Source organism: Flavobacterium sp. F52 (assembly GCF_000278705.1).
Lineage (GTDB): Bacteria > Bacteroidota > Bacteroidia > Flavobacteriales > Flavobacteriaceae > Flavobacterium > Flavobacterium anhuiense.
Genome location: NZ_AKZQ01000018.1, coordinates 187537 through 208565 on the forward strand (window position 1 = coordinate 187537; position 21029 = coordinate 208565).

The following is a 21029-nucleotide window of genomic DNA, read 5'->3' on the forward strand; positions in this document are numbered from 1 at the left end:
AGAACTGATTATCAATATGTAGTACTTTAATTATTAAAGAAAGACGGGTTTTAGCGATAATAAAGAAAAGTTAAAAGCATTCTTAATTTTAAAGTGGCACAATTCCTGCCTGCAAAAAAATCATTGAATAATCAGAGCGCTTAATCGGTGTTCTAAAAAATTAAAATAAATGAAAAGATTTAAATGTATGTATGTTTTTGTAGTAGTGTTATTGTCAACATTTACATATGGTCAGGAAAGTTTAAAAATGTTTGTGAAAGAAAGTAAAGCGCCATGTACGGGTGTTGCCCCTATGGAATGTCTACAGGTAAAGTATGATAATGACAAAGAATGGCAGTTATTTTATGATCATATTGAAGGTTTTAATTTTGAAAAGGGAAATCGATATGAGATTCTGGTAACGAGAACCAAAAGACCAGAACCTATTCCGGCTGACGCTTCTGCATATCAGTATAGACTAAAAAGCATAATTTCTAAAACCCCTGTAAACAAGGAAAAAGGAATTTATGATACCAAAATGATTTTAACCCAGTTAAACGGAAAAAAGGTAAATAACGGAAAAGCATTTATCACAATTAATGACGAAACTGGTACAATAAGCGGTAAAAACGGATGTAATAATTTCAACGTAAAATACACGAAGCTTTCTTCAAAAAATCAAATCAAGACCAATTCTCCTATGGGAACTTTAATGGCTTGTAACGACGAAAGCATGAAATTGGAAAAAGAATTTAACGCTGCAATAACCAATAAAAAGTTCAAAATTGTAAAGAAAAACAATACAGTGTACTTTAAAAATACTAAGAACAAAGTGGTTATGGAATTTTCTATTCCAACTCAAGACCAACTTTGGAGTTTTATTGCCAAAAATAATTGGAAACTAATCGCATTAGAAAATGTTGGGCAAGATTACGGAAAAGCTTCTATTAAGTTTAATCCATCAGAAAAGAAAGTAAGCGGAAATACAGGCTGCAATAACTTCTTTGGAATTTATGAAACTAGCGGTGATACTATTTCTTTTGATAAAATAGCGACTACAAAAATGGCTTGCATTGGTGAAGAAGGAAATAAAACAGAGCAAAAAATGCTATTTTATTTAAGCAATAAAGACCTGCGTTTTGATGTAGCAGACCAAACGCTTAATTTTTATCTTAACGATAAACTGGTCATGATGTTTGGCATTACAAAATAAATTTAGTTTTAGAAGTCATCTTAAAAGAGATGATAGTTTATATAAAATGATTAGAAGACCAGTGAAGTTGATTCACTGGTTTTTTTATGGATATAATTTATTGTTTTTGTAGTAAATAGATTTGTTTAAAAAATAAGGTTGTTTTTTTATATTCTCATTTTCAAGACCTTAATTATCAAATTTGCATCTATATTGATTCTTGATTTTTTATTTTGAGAAAAAGTGTATTTCGTTGATTTTTAGATTTTTATAATGACAAAATCGTTGTATTGATCTTGATTTTTTGTCCACTTTTACCTTAATTTCTTTTTTAAGTATAGTTTCGTTATGACCTTTTCGTGAGGTACTAACTATTTAATAAACCAAAACTTATGAGAAACAAATTACATTTTATTTTTTTGAGAAGAGTCCAATATTACCATATTATATTATGGTTTTTTTTTCTTCTTTTTGCTTCAGGTTCCTATGCCCAACGCGGTTATTATGATGCACCTTATAAAAGGTACGAAGCAAATTTAGGTCAATTGTCTAATGGTGCTTCAGTTACTGCAAAATCATACAGTCAGGCCGATCTTCAGTCTGAAGCTTCAGATCAGCAGTGTGTGAATATGTCTGCCACAAATGCGACCGTTCAATGGACGCTTAATGAAGCTGCTGACGGATTAGTAATTCGCTATAGTGTTCCTGACGGACAATCCGGAACTATTGGGGTTTATAATGGCAACACAAAGCTTACAACGCTTACCTTGACTTCAGTCTGGTCTTGGGAATATTTGTGGAGCAACGGAAATCCGAACAATAACGGAATTACAAATCAAAACCCAAGAATGCGTTTTGATGAAGTTCGTTATAAACTTCCTGCTAAAATTGCTGTAAACGGAACATTAAAATTGGTGAGAGAATCAGGTAATATTCATATTGACTTTGCAGAAATGGAACCAGTGCCAACAGCTGCTACAGCTCCTGCAGGTGCTGTAACTTATTCAGGAAACGGAAGCGATCTTCAGACTTTTATTGATGCAAATGGCGGAAAAAAAATATTTGTTCCAGCTGGGGTTTATAATGTTAACCGAGAATTATATTTTGGTTCAGCAAACACTTCGCTAATTGGTGCAGGAATGTGGTATACACAGATTAATTTTACCAATACGAGCAGTTTAAATGGCGGATTACGTGCCAATGCAAGCAACATTTCATTCACAGATTTATATCTTACAACAAATTCGGCTTCGAGAAGTAATTCTTATAAAGCAATAAACGGAGTTTTTACAAGTGGTTCAATAGTAAAAAATATCTGGGCAGAACATTTTGAATGTGGTGCCTGGATTGCGCAATACAATTCTGGTGGACCAGCAATTGCTGACGGATTTACATTATCGCACTGTCGTTTTAGAAATAATTATGCTGATGGAATCAATCTTTGCAAAGGAACAGCGAATTCAATTGTAGAACACTGTAATTTTAGAAACAATGGAGACGACGATCAGGCAATTTGGTCTGCTGACGGACTCGAATGTATCAATAATACATTTCGATACAATACTTCAGAAAACTGTTGGCGCGCTTGTGGACTTGCTATTTACGGAGGGAAAAATAACAAAGGTTACAATTTAATCATCAAAGATAATCTGGAAGCAGGAATCAGAGTGAGTAATAATTTTCCAGGAGCACCATTTAACAATGATGGTATGCACGAAATTCATGATATTACCATAACAGCCTGCGGAACTTTTAATGATACCTACAACAATCCGGTGGCTGCAATTGATATTTTTAGCGCTACGAATGCTGGAAGTCAGGTTAAGAATGTTCAGCTTTACAGCATTGATATTATAGATTCAAGAAACGATGCAATTTCTATTAGTAAAAGATCGGGAGATGGTATTTATAATCTTTCTTTTAAAGACATAACCGTTAACGGAACGGGTAAAGAATATCCAAATAACAATGTATTGAACAGAAACTGGGGCAGAGGCTATTTTGTGCTTATTGCAGGTTCTCCAAGCGGAAATGGCACCTATTGCAATATGAATTATTCTAATAGAGGCGGAAATGCCACAACTAACGAAGAAATTAGTGCAATTGGCACATTTTCATGGACGCAGAGCGGAAACTGTTCCACTACAAATGTTCCGGTTTCAGGTGTAACGCTTTCGCCAGGAGCAGTAACTCTAGGTGTTGGCGCAACACAGCAATTAACTCCTACTGTTTCTCCGGCCAATGCCACCAATAAAACAGTAAGTTATAGTTCAAATAATACTGGTGTTGCAACAGTAAGTGGTTCAGGTTTAGTAACCGCAGTTGCTTCGGGATCGGCTACCATTACAGTAACGACTCAGGATGGTAATAAAACCGCAACTTCTGCAATAACAGTAAATTCATCAAATGTGGCCGTAACAAGTGTGAGTTTAAGTCCTTCATCAGCAACATTGGCTGTAGGCGGGACACAGCAGCTAACGCCAACAGTTTTGCCTTCAAATGCAACTAATAAGTCTGTTAATTATACTTCAAACAATACAGGTGTAGCAACGGTTAATTCATCAGGATTAGTCACTGCAGTTTCAGCGGGTACTGCTACAATTACGGTAACCACAGTTGACGGAAATAAAACGAGCACTGCAGCCATTACTGTAAATGCTGCAACAGGAAACTATTTTACCATTAAAAACAAATGGACAGGCAATTATTTATATGATGCCGGAAACAATGTAGGATATGGTCCAACAGTATCAAACAATACTTACAAATGGGAAAAAGTGGCTATTGATGGCACTTACTATATAATTAAAAATGTAGGTACAGGAGATATAATGCATATTGAGAATTTAACTGGTGCAGTACAATGTACAGCAGGTCAGTCCAGCTGGTGGAGCGCGCAATGGTCTTCTGAAAATGTAGATGGAACTTGGGTAAGAATTAAAAACAGATGGCAGACAACAGCGATGATTCATATTGAAAATCTAAATGGTTCTGCGCAATATCTTGGAGGTCAAAATAATTGGGATAGTGCACAATGGCAGTTTGAAAACACTTCGACAGCGAAAAAAGTTAATACTCCTGAGGTTATAGTTGAGAATTCTGTATTTAGCATTTATCCAAATCCTTCAGTTAATAATGAATTTAATATTGTTTTGCCAGAACTGAAAGCAGGTGATACAGCAACTGTAACAGTTGCTGATGGCAGCGGAAGAAAAGTTTTGGTAAACAAAATCAGTTCATCTTCAAAAATCAACCATCATTTAGCCCCTGGAATATATATTGTGACAATTAATTCTAATGCTTTTAATGTTTCTAAAAAATTGATTGTAAAATGATAAGATTAAAATTTAGAAAATGAACTTCAGACGAATTTTTAATTGAATTTCATCATAATGAGCTCGATATTGTATCGGGCTCATTCTCATTTTCAGCTCTCCAAAGAATTCTTATAGAAACCAGCTCACAAAGATTTATCCCCACAACGATAGCGCGGATTTGTAACCATGATCTTACAGATTGGTGGTTATTTTTGTAAAAAAAACACAACGATAGCACGGATTGCAAATCCGCGCTAACGAGTATTTATGGGCAATACTTTTGATGGAAGTGTTAGTTTTAGGTTTGTCGTTGCCATATTCCGTTACATCATTTTTCCTTCTTTTGTATATTCTTTTTTAATTCCCTGAAGCAAATGATTTAAGTTGATGCTTTTGTTATGGTCTTCTAAAGTTCTCAAACAAGCATATTGAATGATATTGACAATGTTGGCGCCGGTAATGTCGTATTTTTTTGAAAGTTCTTGAAGATTTACGTCTTCGGCAATTTTAATTCCTTTTGGCAGATTATTTTGCCACAGTTTCAAACGTTCGCCATAAGAAGGCACTTCAAACTCAATTATAGATTGAAATCTGCGGGTAAAAGCAGCATCTATATTGGTTTTAAAATTAGAAGCCAAAATCACCAATCCGGGATGATTTTCTATGCGTTGTAATAAATACGAAACTTCCTGATTGGCGTATTTATCATGCGCGTCACGTACATTGGTTCTTTTTCCGAAAACGGCATCGGCTTCATCAAAAAACAGAATCCAATCTTTATCGGCCGCTTTGTCAAAAAGAGAAGATAAGTTTTTCTCGGTTTCGCCAATGTATTTGGAAATTACCATTGACAAATCAATTCTATAAACATCTCTTTGAGTATATTTTCCTAAAAGTGAAGCCGTAAGGGTTTTTCCCGTTCCGGGCGCGCCGTAAAACATGACTCTAAAACCGGGTTTTATTTTGGCTTTCATATTCCATTCGTGAAGCAGAATATCGTTGAATTTAAGCCAAGTTTCTATTTCTTTTATCTGATTTAAAGTGTTGGAATTCAAAACCAGATCGTCCCAATCTAATTGCGTTTCTATTAATTGGGCAGGGAAAATGCTGCTCAGTTGTGGTTTCAGGATTTTTCCGGTTATGAATTTTTCGATGTATTCATCTTCTAAAATTAATAAACCGCTTAGTTTAGGTTCGCCATTCGCGACCGCTTCTATTTTGATAATGCCTTTTTGATACAGAAAAGATTGGTTGTGCAGGTAATTGTAGAATGAAATTCGGTTTTCAAGATCATTTCCAGCAACTAAAAACTGTGCCGTTTCGCCTGTTGGCAAAATGCCGCGATGATTTTTTGTTTTGATTCCGCCAAACTCAGGCAGTTCGCCGCCATTTGGCAAATATTCGGCAATAATCGAACTCAGAAAATCGGGTTTCATATGCGGAACCAGAGCTAATCCCAAGATAAGAACGTCAATTTCTGAAAGATTATTTTCGATAATAAATTCGTCAATAAAACCATTCGCCTCAGTTTGGTCTAAAAAAGGTTTTTCCGTTGGATTTTCGACCTGAAAAAGAGTATCAAGCTGAAATACAAATTGGTTTTTGATATAGGTAAATACATTTTCCATTTTCTATACTAATGATTCGATTGAGAAAAAATCAAGCTTAGATTGTTTATAATTTCTGATTTTGTCCATAACAGCGTTTCCGTTATGAGAACCGCCAGAATTAGTATTGCCTTCAATAGTTTCGATGGTGTCGGCATGAACAGCAGTTACAATTCCGGTATGAATCCAGTCGTTTGGCGTTTTTTGAAGAAGAAAAATATCACCCGGTTTTATAAAAGCGGGATTGGTTCTGGCTGTTTGAAAACGAGTTAAGATTTTTTTCTGAAGACCTGTTGTTCCAACAGTATCGCAGCTATAAGTCAGAGGCATTAACGTTTTAAAATTTTTTCCTTGAATAGAAGCTGCCTGGTCGACAATAGCCTGAACAAATCCCATGCACCAAAACCAATCCGTTCCTTCATGTCCGTCCATATAGCTTCGAACCCAAGGTCCTGTATTGCTTTGGTTGTTTATGACAAGTTCAAAAGGTTGATTTTTGAGATGATTTTTGGCTGTATTGAGAATTAATTCTCTCAGATTACTTCCAGATATTGGACTTTCAAATGCTTTTTTAAGTGGCGATGCCAATTTATCAAACAAGCTCTGATCGACATTTCCGTTTTGAGGCAAACCGTTGAATTTTTGATAATTCAATACTGCCTTTTCTGTTGCAGGACCAAAATCGCCATCAATACCTGTTGCCGTTCCCGAACCAGGATGCTGCATAGCAAATAAATTAAGCCAAGACTGAATTTTTTCGACGTCTTTCTTGTTATTATTTGCTCCATTTCTTTGTTGTGTTGCTTTAATAAGCAGCTCTTTTTGGTAGAATGTTTTTTGCATGACTAATGTTTTTTAAGTTATCATTTATTTGCATTAGAAAAATCCTTTTTTATTTTAGCCAAGACGTCTGGAGATAATAATTCTGACCATAAAGCTATTGACTCTTTTATGCCTTCTCGAGTTCCTTCATATTGGTCTAATGAAAGATCTACTTCAGCATATAAATATTGCCAGCCCCATAATCCTTTTGTATCAATTAATTTTTCAATATATTCTTCTAAATTTATTTTCATAGGAAGAGGTTGATAACCTTCTCTAAAAATCCATAAATTTTCTGTTATTGTGTCGTGAGAAATCTCTAAGCAGACGCAATGAATATTGTCCTTTTCGAAATAATCAAATATTTTGAGATTCTTGTAAAACGAAAGTTCTTTGTCAGAAGTGTGATTTCCCCATATTTCATTTTCCCATAAATTATCATTGTCACCGAGAAACATTTTGTAGAAAGGTAAAATGTTTATATATCCTTCAAAAGACTGATTTGTTGAATCTGAAGCAATTTGATTATATCTCCATGTTAATGAAAAACCATCCAGTTCAGCATAAAATTCTTTTAAATTGTTTGCTACTTTAATCGAAAATTCATCAGCATAATCTTTAAAATCTTCATCTCTTATTCCAGCATTTTTTTCAAAAATTAAGTTTGAAATACTAGGTACTGCTTTTAATTCAGCAACTAAATGCTCTATTTTTTTTAAGTAATTTTTCATAACTATTAAAATCCAATTAATTTGTTTAACGCTACTGCAGTCCTGAACCAAGATTCTAATCCTCCACCATGTCTAGAATCAGCGGTTTTAAAGGCTGTTGAGTTCGTAAAATCTTGCCACGTACTATAATTTGCTGATCCTCTTGTATTAACCCAGTCTCTAAACACGCCTCTAGTTGGAGCATTTGAAATATTTTTTAATTCTATATCCCAATAACGTGCTGCAACATTATTGATTGAAGGTATTGTGCTGCTACTGCCAAGAGGATCAGGTTTACTAACAGCAAATACATTGTCATAAAGTATACCGCCAACTCTTACCCATTCTCCAGATGCATTTTTCTCTTTCAATCCATAGCTAACCCTAATTCCTTCAGCAAAATCTGTAAAACCTGCATCTGATCGATAAGATGTAATTTCAGCTCTATACCATAGAACTTTATTTTCAGAATGTACTAGATTAACAGCATTCTGTTCCGCTTGGTTATACATTAAACCGTTTTCTGATTTTTTTCCTGGAGTAACATTTCCAGTGTCATTTCCAGGCCCACCTAAATCAAAATGTAAAAGATGTAATCTTACATAGATGTCATCATAGTTGTCAATCGTTTTGATATGTGAAGCCCATCCCAACGGCTCGGCAGATACTCTAGGAGGTTTTCTGCTGCCTTTTTTTGTTAGCGGGTCAGCTTCTGAAAAACTAGCGCGACCTCCGCTACCTCCAATTTGAACACGTGTATCTGGAACATTTCCTCCGCTTGCAATTCCAGTTATAACAAGGAAAGGCACAATTTCATTAAATTTTGCATTAAGTTGATTTTGTAAATCCGTCTTTCTTGCTTGATCCGTTTCAGTTGTTAGTAGATTTTTTATTCTTAGAATGTCATTTGTATAAATAGCACTTGCTCTATCTAAAGCTGTTTGTTTTGTTGCTTTTGATGTTGGATCAGTTATAGCTGTAATCTCCGTTTGTTTGGTTGTTAAAAATGTTCCAAAAGGCATTTCTTCGCTAGCCACCCACATTTGGGGTACTCCTCCAACAGCTCTTAAAAATAAACTGTGAGTTTCGCCATCTGCATTAAATTGTTTTCGCAGACCTAACCAGTCTAGTATAGCATCACGGACACTTGCGCCCATTGCCATTGCTCTGTCCAACAATGCCATTCCCGTATCCACGGCTTTATTCACTAACCAAGTCAATGCTTCATCAACCATTTGACGTACAGCAATAAGCATTTCTCCAACTCTTGCTCCAATACCAGTTAAACCAACTTGATTGGCCAAGAAACCTATCACGACTGGCATAGCTTGTCCCATGGTTCTTTCTAGATAATCGGCGGCTGTGGCGACATTGCCTCGAGCTAAGTCGGCTACACCATTGACAAACGAATTGACCACTTCGAGCATTTCGCGCAAGTATTTTATAAAACTTTGAATTGCATTAAAGAACGCCATAGCACCGTTTATCACAGCCATGATTCCCGTTGGGTCTAACATGCTTAAAAGTCTAGCGGTAATTCTATTGACAATACGTTCCATGACAAAGTTTTTCACGGCATCGAGAACGGTATTCCATAAATTGCCCAGCTGTTCTTGTATTTTATCCCAAATGGCTGCCATACCGCGTTCCTGAACATCTTTAATAAATGTCCAAATGCCTTCAAGCGTATTAATCATGCTACGGATTCTAGCTACTCTTGCAGGGCCAATGCGAGGATGTGCGGCTAGTTTTTCCCAGATTCTTTCCATCGAGATATTCAGCACTTCCATAATCCAGGTAATAACACCACGTAGAGAGAAATCAGTGAGAACTGGAATATTAGCATCTTTTAGTTCGCTCATTAGCCAGCCCGTTACGCCATTGATTAAGTGGGTGACGATATTGTCAAAGAACTGCACAAATCCTTGTTTAAGTGCTCGCAGTATATTTTTTAAGAAACCAATTGGGTCTTTCTTGATGTCTTCAATCGCTTCTAAAGCTCTTGTAATAATATTTCCGATAAGGTCAAATGGGAAATTCATGATTTCGAGAATGGCCATAATAACGATTCGGACAATTTCAGCCACAAAAGCAATTAGTCGACCTATAGGTTCTCCAAATTTCTCAATGATTCTCGTAAAAGCATCTATCGGATGAATAAGGTCATCGATAGTCATAGAATCCCAAATATCGGTAAAGAGCTGTATAATAGATTGTGGCGTCATGTTGAGTGTCTCTACTGCCGCTTCAATTTCGCCTGCAATTCTGGCTATTGCGCCAGATTCCACCATTTGTGCATATTGTTCTTCTCCGCCATCCATAAGGCTCATAAAACCTCTTATCATATTTGGAACTGTGCGAGGTACGACTTCTTGTGTAAAAGGATCTTTTCCGATAATCACTTTCACAAGCGAATACCCTCTTACGGTAGCGGCCTGAGCAGAAAGCCATCCTAATAGTGACTCCTTAACAAGTTCTAATACTTTTAACGCCACACCTGAAGCAAAATCCCAAACTCTTTGCAGGAAGTCTCCAGCTTGAGTGGCAAGCGCAGAGAGATTATCTGCAATATTGACCAAATTGGATGGCTGAATAGCATCCCAAGCTGAGGTGATAAGTCCGCGAAGTTCGCCAAGTAAGGAGTTGAAAGTTCCAACTTGAGTATCAAGCCAATCGGCAGTTTTTTGCAGCGTGCCTTTTTCGCGCATTTGCTCAAGTTCAGTCTGCTTGTCTATCAGTATTAAGAAATCTTCTAATATTTCTACAGTTGTGGCATTTACAGCCTCATCTCGTAATGGATCGTATTTGATTATTTTTTTAATTAATGACCAAGCTTTGTTTTCTGCCAATAAAGGTTCAGCAACATTAATTAAGGCTTCTTTTATCCAAGTAATTACCTGATCGACTGTAGCGCTTACGAAAGAAGTTATTCTATTAACTACTTCATTGAATTTTTCTGTAACTAAATCAATAATGCCTGTGTAAGGAAATGATAATTCATCCCAAACTTCTTCAACTAAATAAAGAATACTGTCAATTGTTAGTCCCAGTTCTCCTAGTTTTCCTTCTACCCAGTCAAAAACCTGCTGTAAAATTCCATATTCCTGAAGCTTGTCAAATATGGTAGTTCCAAACGGAATAAGTCCCATTAAGCCTTCAACCAGATTAATTGGAGTTCGTTCTACATCAATTTGACGTAACGGGTCATAACCGATTATAACGGTAAATAAAGTGTAACCTGGAATATGCCTTGCCTCATCTATAATCCAATCTGGAACTAAATCGAGGAATGAACCTTGAATCATTTCTGGAGCAGGGGAGATGGGTTCTGGTTTTTTTCTAATTGCAGCTCCCTGCTGTACGGTATGCGTTAATTCGTGGGCGAGTAAATGCTTGCCTTCTTTTGAATTTGGATTGTATTTTCCTTCGTTAAAATAAATATTGTTTCCCGTAGCAAAAGCCTGAGCGCCTAATTGCTTATTCATTTGAACAGCATTGGAGTCATTATGTATGCGGACATTGCTAAAATCGGCTCCAATGCCAGATTCCATTTCGGTTTTTATTTTTCCGGGTAGAGGAGAGCCTCCGCCTTTACTGCTGTTTAGCTTGGATTCTATATTAGAATTATCGCTAGGATTGGCATCGCCAGCAGCGCTTTTTTGCAGTTGTTTTTCTTCGTCTGAGGTTTGTTTTTCTTCTTCTTTTTTCTGCTGTACATTTTCTTCTTCTCCTTTGTTTTGAATTAAAGGTTTGGTTGCTGGAGTACTTTTTGAAACTTTTTCAGGTTTTTTGACTTCTTTTTTATTTTGAACTGTTTCTTCTTTTTTCTGGACTTTATCTTCTTGCTTGCGTTGAATTAATGATTTTGATCCAGAAAAAGCGGGATTAATTTCTCGTTTTTCGGTTATTCTAGAATCAAGTTTATTTTGGATTAAATCGGTTTTGAGTTGTACAACAGGTGTTATGGTTTGAGTTTCGGTTTTTTGTTGCGCTTCTTTATTTTTTTCTTCTTGCTTTTGAACATTGCGGGCCAGTTTCTTTTGTACTACCGGCGATGGCGAAAAGAATGAGTCTGCTTTTGGCGTTTGTTTATTGGCCACCACGTGGTCTGCGACTCTATCGGCTTCTACTTCAAATTTATCGTTAGATTTTCCGATATTCAATTTTGCCTGAACACCAAAAAAAGATTCCTTCCCCTTGTCATGATGTGACGAGGAGTGCGGAGAATTTGATTTTGGTATTTGTTTTAATGCTGGCATCTAGTTAGTTACGCTAAAAAATCCTTTTAAATTTGGACTGCCTCCAGGATTAATTACTTGAATCTCTACTTTAAAGAAGATACAGTCTTTGGTTTTTACTGCAAATGATTGTGTTTCTGTTCTGCCAACATCATATCTTCTGCTAGTTTTACGTATTGTTCCTCCTTGTATAGCTGTTAATACTATATGATAATGTTTTGCATTATGTGGTTTGGCCCAATTTGCTGTTGAAGTTATTTTAAAATTTCCTTTTGAACAGAAAGTTGTAGATGGCACAGAGGTATCATCGACATTAAAATCCCTAGTTTGCGGTAATTGAGACGCTTCACCACAACAATTATCACGACCTCGTTTTTGTCCTACTAGTTTATTGTCTAAAGCTCCTATAGTTTCTGGTCCGACAATACCGTCAATTTTATTCAAACCATTTTCTTCTTGGAAGCCTATTACTGCATTTCGTGTTTCGCTTCCAAAATCGCCGTCTGCTCCAAATTTTGGTAAATTTTGACCTGCTTTCATTAGACCTTGCTGCAATTCTGAAACATATTGCCCTTTTTGACCGGTAGAAATAAGCATCTGATTATCATTAGCTTTTTCCAATGGTGGATTGCCTTTAAACTGTGGGTTTTCTGGTCTTTCTGCGTGTAGATCTTCTGAATGGTTTTCGATAGATTTTTGTATTGTCGCTGATTTTTGTTTGGATCCAGTCTGCTGAATCGTATGCGTGAGTTCATGTGCTAGCAGATGTTTGCCTTCTTTGGATTCTGGATTGTATTTTCCTTTATTGAAATAAACATCATTGCCATGCGTGAATGCTTGCGCGCCCAATTCTTCGCTCATTTGAACAGCTCTACTGTCGGTGTGGATGTTTACATTGCTAAAATCGGCTCCAAAACCCGATTCCATTTCGCGCTTTGTATTTTTGTCCATAGCGTTGCCACGGCCTTTAGAGCTGTTGAGATTACTTTCTACGTTTTCATCAACTGAATTCGATTCATTTCGTTTTGCTTGAACTGTTTTTTCTTCTTTTTTCTGAGCCTTTTTATCTTCGTTCTCACATTCAGCACATTTTTTCTGTACTTTTTTGTCTTCTTCTTTATCCGACTTCTTTTGAACCTTTTTGTCTTCTTCTTTTTCGCCCTTTTTCTGAACTTTTTTATCTTCTTCTTTATCCGATTTCTTTTGGACTTTCTTGTCTTCTTCTTTTTCGCCTTTTTTTTGAACTTTTTTATCCTCTTCCTTATCCGATTTCTTTTGCAATTTCTTGTCTTCTTCTTTTTCGCCCTTTTTTTGCAAAGACTGTTCTTGTGCCAAGTCCTTTTTTTGAACTGTTGAAATGGTTTCTGCAAGAGGTTTTTGCTGTACAGCTTCTTCGCTTCTGGTTTGCAGTAAACCTCCAGTTTTGCGTTTGTTGACTACTTTATCAGCTACATTGTCGGCTTCTACTTCATATTTGTCTCCTACAGTGCCCGTAGTTAGTTTTTTTTGAACTTTTGGTCCAAAAAAAGTAGAAGGGGAGTGATTGGCTATTTTCTTTTGTTCAAACTCTCTCATGATTATTATTTTATCATTTTGAAATACTAATTTGTTTCTCTAAACAAACTGCAGATTATTCGCGATAATACCTTCTTTCTCTAATGCATTTTTTATTTGCTTATACCAATACGGAAATATTTTAGAGAGTCGAAGTTCAATTTCATCAACAACATATTTGTCATATTTTTTCATTCCAAAAAAATGAGAATACCCAATACTATCGGCATGTTTTCCTTGTTCGGTTATATTGTCACCTTTCAAAAGCATAGTCGGAGTATTGTTTTTATAATTCAACAGCGATGCAAGTGTATATTGTTCTATTAAAATGCAGGTTTCATAACCTTCTTGTTTTAATGAAGTAAAGCCTTCTTGGTTTTCGATATATATTTTCTCCAAGTCGTAATAGCTTTTTATAAATTCGTCACGGAGCTTGAGATCGTTAAAACCAAATATGCCACAGTTATACGAATAGCCCAAATTGGTATGCCAGTAAGGAAGATTTTTAGTGTATTTATTAAAAAACTCTACCTGCTTCTTATAATGGACTTCATAAGTATCTTCTTTGCGTTCTACTATAACATCATCAAAACTAAAATCTATCTTTTTCTTAATAAAGATGTCGGTGTCTATGTGAATAAATGGTTTTGTTTGAAGTTCCATAGCATTGATTTTTGATTTCATCCAAAGTTCAATTCTATTGTCGTTTTGCATTTTGGTAACAGCACAAGGAAGCATATACAGGAATTTATAGCCTATTTCGTCTACATAAAGCTCAATTTCATCATACCACAAATGGCTATATAATATACTTAGAGCGGTCATGTAGATCGTTTCCTTTAATTTGTCTCCCATATTCCATCTGTTGTTTGTTATAGGAAGTACATCAAGGCTGTAAATCATCTTGTGTTGTTGTTTCATACCATTTTATTTTAAGCTATGCCTTCTTTCTCCAAAGCATTTTTTACTTCTTTGTACCAATACGGAAACAGTTTAGAAAGTCTATTTTCTATTTCCTGAACAATGTCAATTCTGTATTTTTTTTGTCCTGCAATGTGCGTGTAACCAATTCTATCTGCCAGCTGGCTGTTTTCGAACAAGTTTTTTTTCCACAGCAATAAGGTTGGCTTAATATTTTTATGATGTAATAGTGTTGCCAGATTATACTGCTCCAAAACAATGCAAGGTTCTATTCTTGTTATCCCCGGATTATTATTTTTTATAAAAATTTCTTCTAAAGTATAATAGGCTTTTAAAAACTGATCCCGAAGTTCTAAGTCTCTAAAACCTAATACGCCACAATTGAAAGCATATCCTAAATCGGGTTTCCAATAATCTAGATCCTGAGTATATTTATTAAAAAAATCCAATCGATATTGATACATACCGTACAGTTCGTAATCATTTTGTTCAACAATTACTTTATCAAAATCAAAATTTATTTTTTTCTTTATAAAGGCGTCATTATCAAGATGAATAAAAGGTTTAGTTTGTTTTTCCATAACATCAATCTTCGATTTCATCCAAATGACAGCGTCTTTATTGCTGCTAATTTTAGTCACTCTGCAGGGAAGCATATACAGAAACTTATAAGCCGTTTCATCAGCATAAAGTTCAATATCCTTGTACCATAAGTGGCTGTATAGTATGCTTAGAGCAGTAGAATAAATAGTTTCTTTAAATTTATTGCCTTCATTCCATCTATTGTTGCTGATAGGAAATGCATCTAAGCTGTAAATTATTCTAGGCTCTTCCTTCATAAAATGTTTTTTTTAATCGTATGAATTAAGTTTTTCTCTTCCAGAAAAGTTACATTATTGTACAAAGAAGCTTTGCGGCTGTGTTTGTACAATCGTCTCCATTGATAATCGACACCTTTAACTGCTGAAGTGTTGAGATGTATCTCAGTATTATGATTTTTTTTGCTTTCTTCAAATGAGGTATGCCAGACCATTTTGCCCAACAAAGGTGATTGTATATAAGTTGAATTTGAAAAATCCCTTTGAAAGCTGTCTATATTAATTGAATTTTCTCCAACTCTGAAAATATGCACCAACGCTTCGCCATTTTTTGTTTTATAATATTTTGAGAGGTATCTTTTTGTCTCCAATTTGTTCATCATGGGCTGTAAATCCAGTTCGTTTTCAAAAATCAGATCGATATCATTAATGGTAATATCATAATATTCGCGAAGATTGAGATAGTCTGCAACACCTCCGCAAAAGACTACTTTAGAAAGATTTACATTATTGAATAAAAACTCTAAAGCCATTTGCTGAAGGCTGCGAATATTTTTTTTGTCGTATTCTAAAAAAGAGGTGTTATCAATATTCATATTTTTCATATTTACCAGTTCACATATATGATTCGTTTTTTCCAAGCTAATTTGATGATGCTCAAATTCCAGTTTAATTTGTCTAACAAAATATCTTGTGTTTTTCGCTCCATGGTGATTACAGGACTTGCGTCACCATTAATGTCTAATTTCCCCGAGCGTTGCAAGAATTCGTTTTGAAGCAATTCTGCCGAAGATTTTTTCATGATATCCCAATTGCTCAATACCGCTTGCAACATTGTGAAGGCTTCTTTCTTCATTTCCTCTGAGAGTGTAATGTTTCTTTCAATAGGTTCAGCTATCGGAATATTGCATAAAAACTTTTCGAAGACCATAGCATTTTCATAGTCCTGTTCTTTTCCCGTGGCCGCATAATGCAAGAGATGAGCGGCAACTTCTGGATCATTTATAGTATTGTCTTTATTGAGCAGTTTGCAATTTTCAAAAAGAGATTTTAAAAAGGGATGAATCAATACCAAACCTGCATTATCAACATAGGATTCGCTAATGATGTCATTCTCATCAAATCGGTTTTCGTTTTTGACTTTTTCTTTTTCAAAAACAGCATCCTTTTTATCAATTGTTTTTTCGTGATCGCTAAGAGTTTCTTCTTTTGATTTGTTTGATACGTTTTCGATATTTTTATTGTCATTGCTAATAGCCGCATCTTTGCTTTTAAACAAAATAGAACTCTGGTCTTGCGCTAGATTTTCGTTATTTTCCTGTATTCTTTCTGATTCTATTTTTGTATCGATTTCTGATTCTGTGAGATTTTCTGTTTTTTTTGCATTTTCTATTTCTGTCTCACTTTCAATTTTTACCTCATTTAATGTTTCTGATGTATTTTTTGTTTCTGTCTCAGTTTGTGTCGTCACTTGATTGTTTGAGATAGTATTTAGCTCTGTTTCTTTTAAAATAACTTGCTCTAATTTTTTTTCGATAATTGAAACAATTTTATCAAGATGAGCCAATAATACCAGTTCATTTTGGTTTTCTATCTTATTTTCAATTTCTTTTATAAAAAGATCTTTGTGTTCTATAAAGATGTTTTTTTTATGAAATTCAAATACGCTTAAAATTAATTGGGAAAGCTTTTCTCTTATAATTGCTTTACTTGTACCACTTGTTTCCAAAAGACTCAAAAGAACTATTTCCCAAGCCAAAAACCTTTGATTTGGAATCAATTGATTTTTAGCGATACTGGTTTCAATGTATTTTTTTATTGTTTCAATATTGATTATTTTGGTACTGCTGTCTTTGCTATCTTTTTTGAGTAATATTCCTTTTTTAATAATGTTTACAATTTGGACATCACTAAATTGTTTGATAAATCGTGTTCTCACAATTGGCTTTTGAATGCAATTGTTCCATTTAAAAGAAAAGCTCTCATCATTTAAGATTTCATCAAATGTGGTGTCGTTTACTACTTTGAAATGATGATTTGTAGTTGTCCACCAAGCATTTGTGCCAGTCTCAAGAAAATGAAAGAAGCTTTCTATTTCCTTTTCTTGCGGTTTGATGAGTTTATAGCCTTCAATGTTTTTATCTTCTTTTTCAAAAACTTCTTTGATTTGATTTGTAATTTTTTTTAGGATTTGCTCTTTGAAATTTTCGAAATCTAAATTTTGATTTATAGCAATATCAAGGTTGAGCTTGTCTAATTGTATGCTGTGTGAAGGATTTTTTGAATCTACTTCGTTAAAATAATTTTCTAAAAGCGTGAATACTTCTTTTTGCAAAAACGCATCAATATTGTCCTTGAGATAATATCCTTTCTCTTTAGAATTGGTATTTATCTCAAGGAAAACTTTATTGATGATATGTTTATCTAAGCTTTGCATTGGCTGTAAGGGCTTCTATTTGTATGTTTAAAGAAGATATGATAAAATCGATTTTTGGAAATACCTTCAGCATGCTAGTCAAAAATGCTTTCAATGTTCCATCTTTATCGCTATTGAATTTGATTTCGATAAAACTTGTAAATAAATTATTGAAAAGTAATTCTACTGGAATAATCTGTTTTTCTGATGCTTTCAAAGTTTCTGGATCTTGACATCTTAAAATCGTATAAAACAATGAGGTGTTAAGCGATATAAGTGTTTGTACCGCGGCAATCAGTTCTGGATTTTGTAGTTTGATGGCAGTGCTAACAACTGTGGATATTAAATTGAAATTTTCTTGTGTAAATAATTCAGATAAAGTATCATTTAATTTACCGCTAATGTAGCTCTCAAGATTTTTTTGAACTTCGGCCAATCTGTTTTCCGTTTCAGAAATTAAGCGATTGGTTTCTCTATTGAATTTATTTACAACAGCAATTTCTCTTAGATTGGAGATCGTTCCAATGGAGCTATTTATAAATAAACCTGCATTATCAAGACATGTATTCTCTTCAACGGTTTTTCTAATCTCTATTGATCTTGGACCATCGGTTACCGAACCACATTTACCCTCAGCAATTAATGAAACAGAGATTGAAGATTCATTATACATGGAAGTTTGTCGCGTTATAGGATCTTTTTTATCTGTTACAATTACTTCCTTGTCAATGTGCCAAGTATAGGCCGCAGCATTTTGAGAATTGTTGTTTAAGGTTAGAATTCCTGTCGTGGCATCTACATTATAACTAAAGCTAGCAATAGGCAGATCTAAAAGTGTAATGGTAAGATTGGATGGTTTGTCGTCTATAAAAATGATTACAGTTTGGACATCTTTAGATACTTCACCTGGAACAAACATATATTTTTCTCCGAATGTAACTTGAACTCCTTCTCCTAAAATTTGTGATCCTTTTACATTAGGTTCTAAAGTAAGTTCCACAGGTTTATCGTTTCGGCAAAAAGATATTTTGTTAAGTAATTTACCATCGACCAGTACTTTTAGATCTGAAATTTCAAATGTCACCGGATGTGTTACTTTAAAATCACAATTGCCATTGTCTGCGTAAAGTGTAACATCAAATGTGAATTTCTTTTGTGATTCGCTATTATACTTGTAGATATGTGTTATTTGGGTTTTATCATCTGTAACCCAATCGGTTTTGTCTCCGAAGTCCCAAGTAAATTTATTCCCTTCGATATTTTCTCCAGTTATGGTAAAAGTGATTTCCGTTTCGTCAGCTCCCGGCGATTTTGAAGGAACGGCTGTAAAATCGAATTTCGGTTTTTCGAAAATGGTTATTTTACAATCCGTATCAAAATTGTTGACTGTAAAGGTTATCGGCTGGCCAATTAAATCTTTACTAACTAAATTTGGATCAAAAACAAGTGCGCCATATTCGTTTACGGCTATTCCTCCATTTTGGTCAGGTCTAACATTGGCTTTTACAAAACCTCCAGATGGAGATACTTTAAAAGGCAGAGGAGGTGTTTTGCTGTCAAAACAAATTTTATCTACAGGCAAACTAAGGCCTATGTTGTTTTCGTCACAGCATAAATAAGGCAACGAAAAATCGGCGACAATTGGATTTAAAATAGGGATGCCTTCTGTAAATTTTTCAAAATCTCCAGTTAAAGATGGTTTTCGGGTGTTATAATAATAGTAATAAGGTACTTTTTCTTCCAAATAGATCATTATGAATGTTCCTCCTGGAATTACACCTGCTTTATGCTCGTAGCCATGATTTTTGTTAAGGTAATACTCTGTGAATTTTTGGATTGTTTTATCCAATTCATTAGCATTTACTGCCAGAATCATGATGTTGAATCCAAGACCATTATCCAGCCTAATTTGCTGGATTACTTTTAGTGCTTCTTTGTAATTGCGTCCTTGATGGCCTTCAATTCTATAAAAATCACTATCAAGATGTATTTCAAGTGGTTTTTTAGTATTCAACAAGTCATCGTGATAACTAACATTGTTTTTTTGCAATCCTAAAATGGTTTTGTCAAAATCCCAAGCCTTAATAAGCGATTCGTTTACATCATTGTAAAAAGGAATGGCTTTTTTGCCCAGTTTGCCCAGTTGCAGTGAAGGCGTGATTTTTATAAAATCATAGGCTGTATTGTAATTTTCTAATAATTCTGCACTTCTTAGAATAAGACTGTACATTCTTTGTCTGGCTGTATCTTCGCCATAGCATATTTTCAGTTCATCTGATGTGATGTCTTTTTCTTCAGAATCAGTATCATCTGCAAGGCAATCATTGCAAGGAGTAAGGCTTTCTCCTGTAAGCAAAGGCGATTTGTAGAAGGCATGACGAAATTCAAAATAAGGTTCTGATTTGAATAGTTCGCCCAGCATTAAGTGTTTCGGAAAAGCATTAATATCAGGATAACAGTAACTATCCTCTAAATTGAGTAAAAGTGCTCTAGTTTCGTTGTAAGTATCCACAAGATCATTAAGCAGATCATATCGATATTGAAAATCTGAAGGAAGTATGGGATCTCCATCAAAATTAAATAGTTCGGTTATTTTTTTTTGAATAACGTCTAAGACTATTGGCATATTTAAGCCTGTCAGAAGCTTATTGTAGCCATCCTGCAAATTCTTAACTACATTATTTTTGAAAATACCTTTTGTAAAAGTTTGTTTTAATGCTTCAAGGTGAACAAAATCTTCTTTTTTTAGTACAATTCTGTTCGATTTTAAATCTGGTAATATATGGTATAAATTGCCATAATTGATTTTGCCAATCATGCTGTCATAATTCATTATTTTTACGGCAACGTCTTTGCTGACAATTAAAACTTTATAATTGCCTACAATTTCCAATCCCTGATTATCGCATGAAAGGCTTACGCAAAGGTCAGATTCTTTTTCATAAGACTCTAGGTACAAAAGAATAACAGCATCTTTAAGCTCAAAACTTGTATTTGCTTTAAATTGTGCTAAAGCAAAATTTGGATCCTTTTCTTTTTTTTGCTGTTCTTCTGTCAAGAGTTCAAAAAGAGGCAATTGCTGATTTGCTCCACCGTAGAAAAAAGGTTTGTATGCCGCTTTTGTATTATCATAAACTTTGCAATGCGTATAGGTTTTAGAGTCAAAATCGATTTTTTTGTTTCCCAAGACATCTGCCTGATATAACTTAAAAAGATCACCATCTGTAGTTATGCCAGTTCCTTGTGTTATTGAAATCGTTTTTTGCGTCTCATTATAAGCAGGATAAAGTCCGCAAACTATACCAACGCCACTCAGGTAAATGCGGGATAGGCGATCCTGATCGTCAAAAAAGTCGACAACCTCATTAAGGTTTCCTTCTGTAAGTACCTGATTCTTTGTGAATCGTCGGTATTGTGTTGTTATTGTTGAAAGTTTAGCTGACATTGGAATAGTT

General features: G+C 34.8%; 12 protein-coding genes. 2 read left to right on the top strand and 10 right to left on the bottom strand.

Annotation, left to right across the window (positions count from 1 at the left end; all coding sequences use genetic code 11):
• Nucleotides 1-169 precede the first annotated feature (169 nt).
• Complete coding sequence (locus FF52_RS05175; RefSeq protein ID WP_008463571.1) at nucleotides 170-1192, top strand: META domain-containing protein; 1023 nt, start codon at nucleotides 170-172, stop codon at nucleotides 1190-1192.
• Between the two features lie 371 nt (nucleotides 1193-1563).
• On the top strand, nucleotides 1564-4506 hold the full coding sequence (locus tag FF52_RS05180) for an Ig-like domain-containing protein (RefSeq protein WP_008463574.1): 2943 nt from the start codon (nucleotides 1564-1566) through the stop codon (nucleotides 4504-4506).
• A gap of 305 nt (nucleotides 4507-4811) precedes the next feature.
• Here the strand turns inward: FF52_RS05180 and FF52_RS05185 are convergent, their stop codons facing one another.
• The 10 genes from FF52_RS05185 to FF52_RS05230 are packed head-to-tail and all read right to left on the bottom strand — an operon-like array spanning nucleotide 4812 to nucleotide 21019.
• Nucleotides 4812-6116, bottom strand: coding sequence for an ATP-binding protein (locus FF52_RS05185; protein ID WP_008463576.1), 1305 nt, complete (start codon nucleotides 6114-6116; stop codon nucleotides 4812-4814).
• A 3-nt stretch (nucleotides 6117-6119) separates the two neighbouring features.
• A complete protein-coding gene (locus FF52_RS05190) occupies nucleotides 6120-6938 on the bottom strand; it encodes a peptidoglycan-binding protein (RefSeq protein WP_008463581.1) in 819 nt (272 codons plus the stop codon).
• 20 nt (nucleotides 6939-6958) lie between these two features.
• Entirely contained in the window at nucleotides 6959-7648 is a 690-nt protein-coding gene (locus FF52_RS05195; protein WP_008463583.1) for a hypothetical protein, read from the bottom strand.
• A 5-nt stretch (nucleotides 7649-7653) separates the two neighbouring features.
• A complete protein-coding gene (locus FF52_RS05200; protein ID WP_008463585.1) occupies nucleotides 7654-11886 on the bottom strand; it encodes an eCIS core domain-containing protein in 4233 nt (1410 codons plus the stop codon).
• Nucleotides 11887-13440 carry an eCIS core domain-containing protein gene (locus FF52_RS05205; protein ID WP_008463586.1) on the bottom strand — a complete coding sequence of 518 codons (1554 nt, stop codon included), beginning with the start codon at nucleotides 13438-13440 and terminating at the stop codon, nucleotides 11887-11889.
• A gap of 39 nt (nucleotides 13441-13479) precedes the next feature.
• Complete coding sequence (locus FF52_RS05210) at nucleotides 13480-14340, bottom strand: DUF6734 family protein (RefSeq protein WP_008463587.1); 861 nt, start codon at nucleotides 14338-14340, stop codon at nucleotides 13480-13482.
• 11 nt (nucleotides 14341-14351) lie between these two features.
• Nucleotides 14352-15179: a DUF6734 family protein gene (locus tag FF52_RS05215; RefSeq protein ID WP_008463588.1), complete on the bottom strand. Its 828-nt coding sequence runs from the start codon at nucleotides 15177-15179 to the stop codon at nucleotides 14352-14354.
• A complete protein-coding gene (locus FF52_RS05220; protein WP_008463589.1) occupies nucleotides 15176-15754 on the bottom strand; it encodes a hypothetical protein in 579 nt (192 codons plus the stop codon). The genes FF52_RS05215 and FF52_RS05220 overlap by 4 nt, the downstream gene beginning before the upstream one ends.
• An 11-nt stretch (nucleotides 15755-15765) precedes the next feature.
• A complete protein-coding gene (locus FF52_RS05225) occupies nucleotides 15766-17595 on the bottom strand; it encodes a contractile injection system tape measure protein (RefSeq protein ID WP_008463590.1) in 1830 nt (609 codons plus the stop codon).
• The gene (locus tag FF52_RS05230; protein ID WP_008463591.1) at nucleotides 17579-21019 is read right to left on the bottom strand and encodes a hypothetical protein; all 3441 of its coding nucleotides are present in this window, start codon (nucleotides 21017-21019) and stop codon (nucleotides 17579-17581) included. The genes FF52_RS05225 and FF52_RS05230 overlap by 17 nt, the downstream gene beginning before the upstream one ends.
• Nucleotides 21020-21029: the final 10 nt, after the last annotated feature.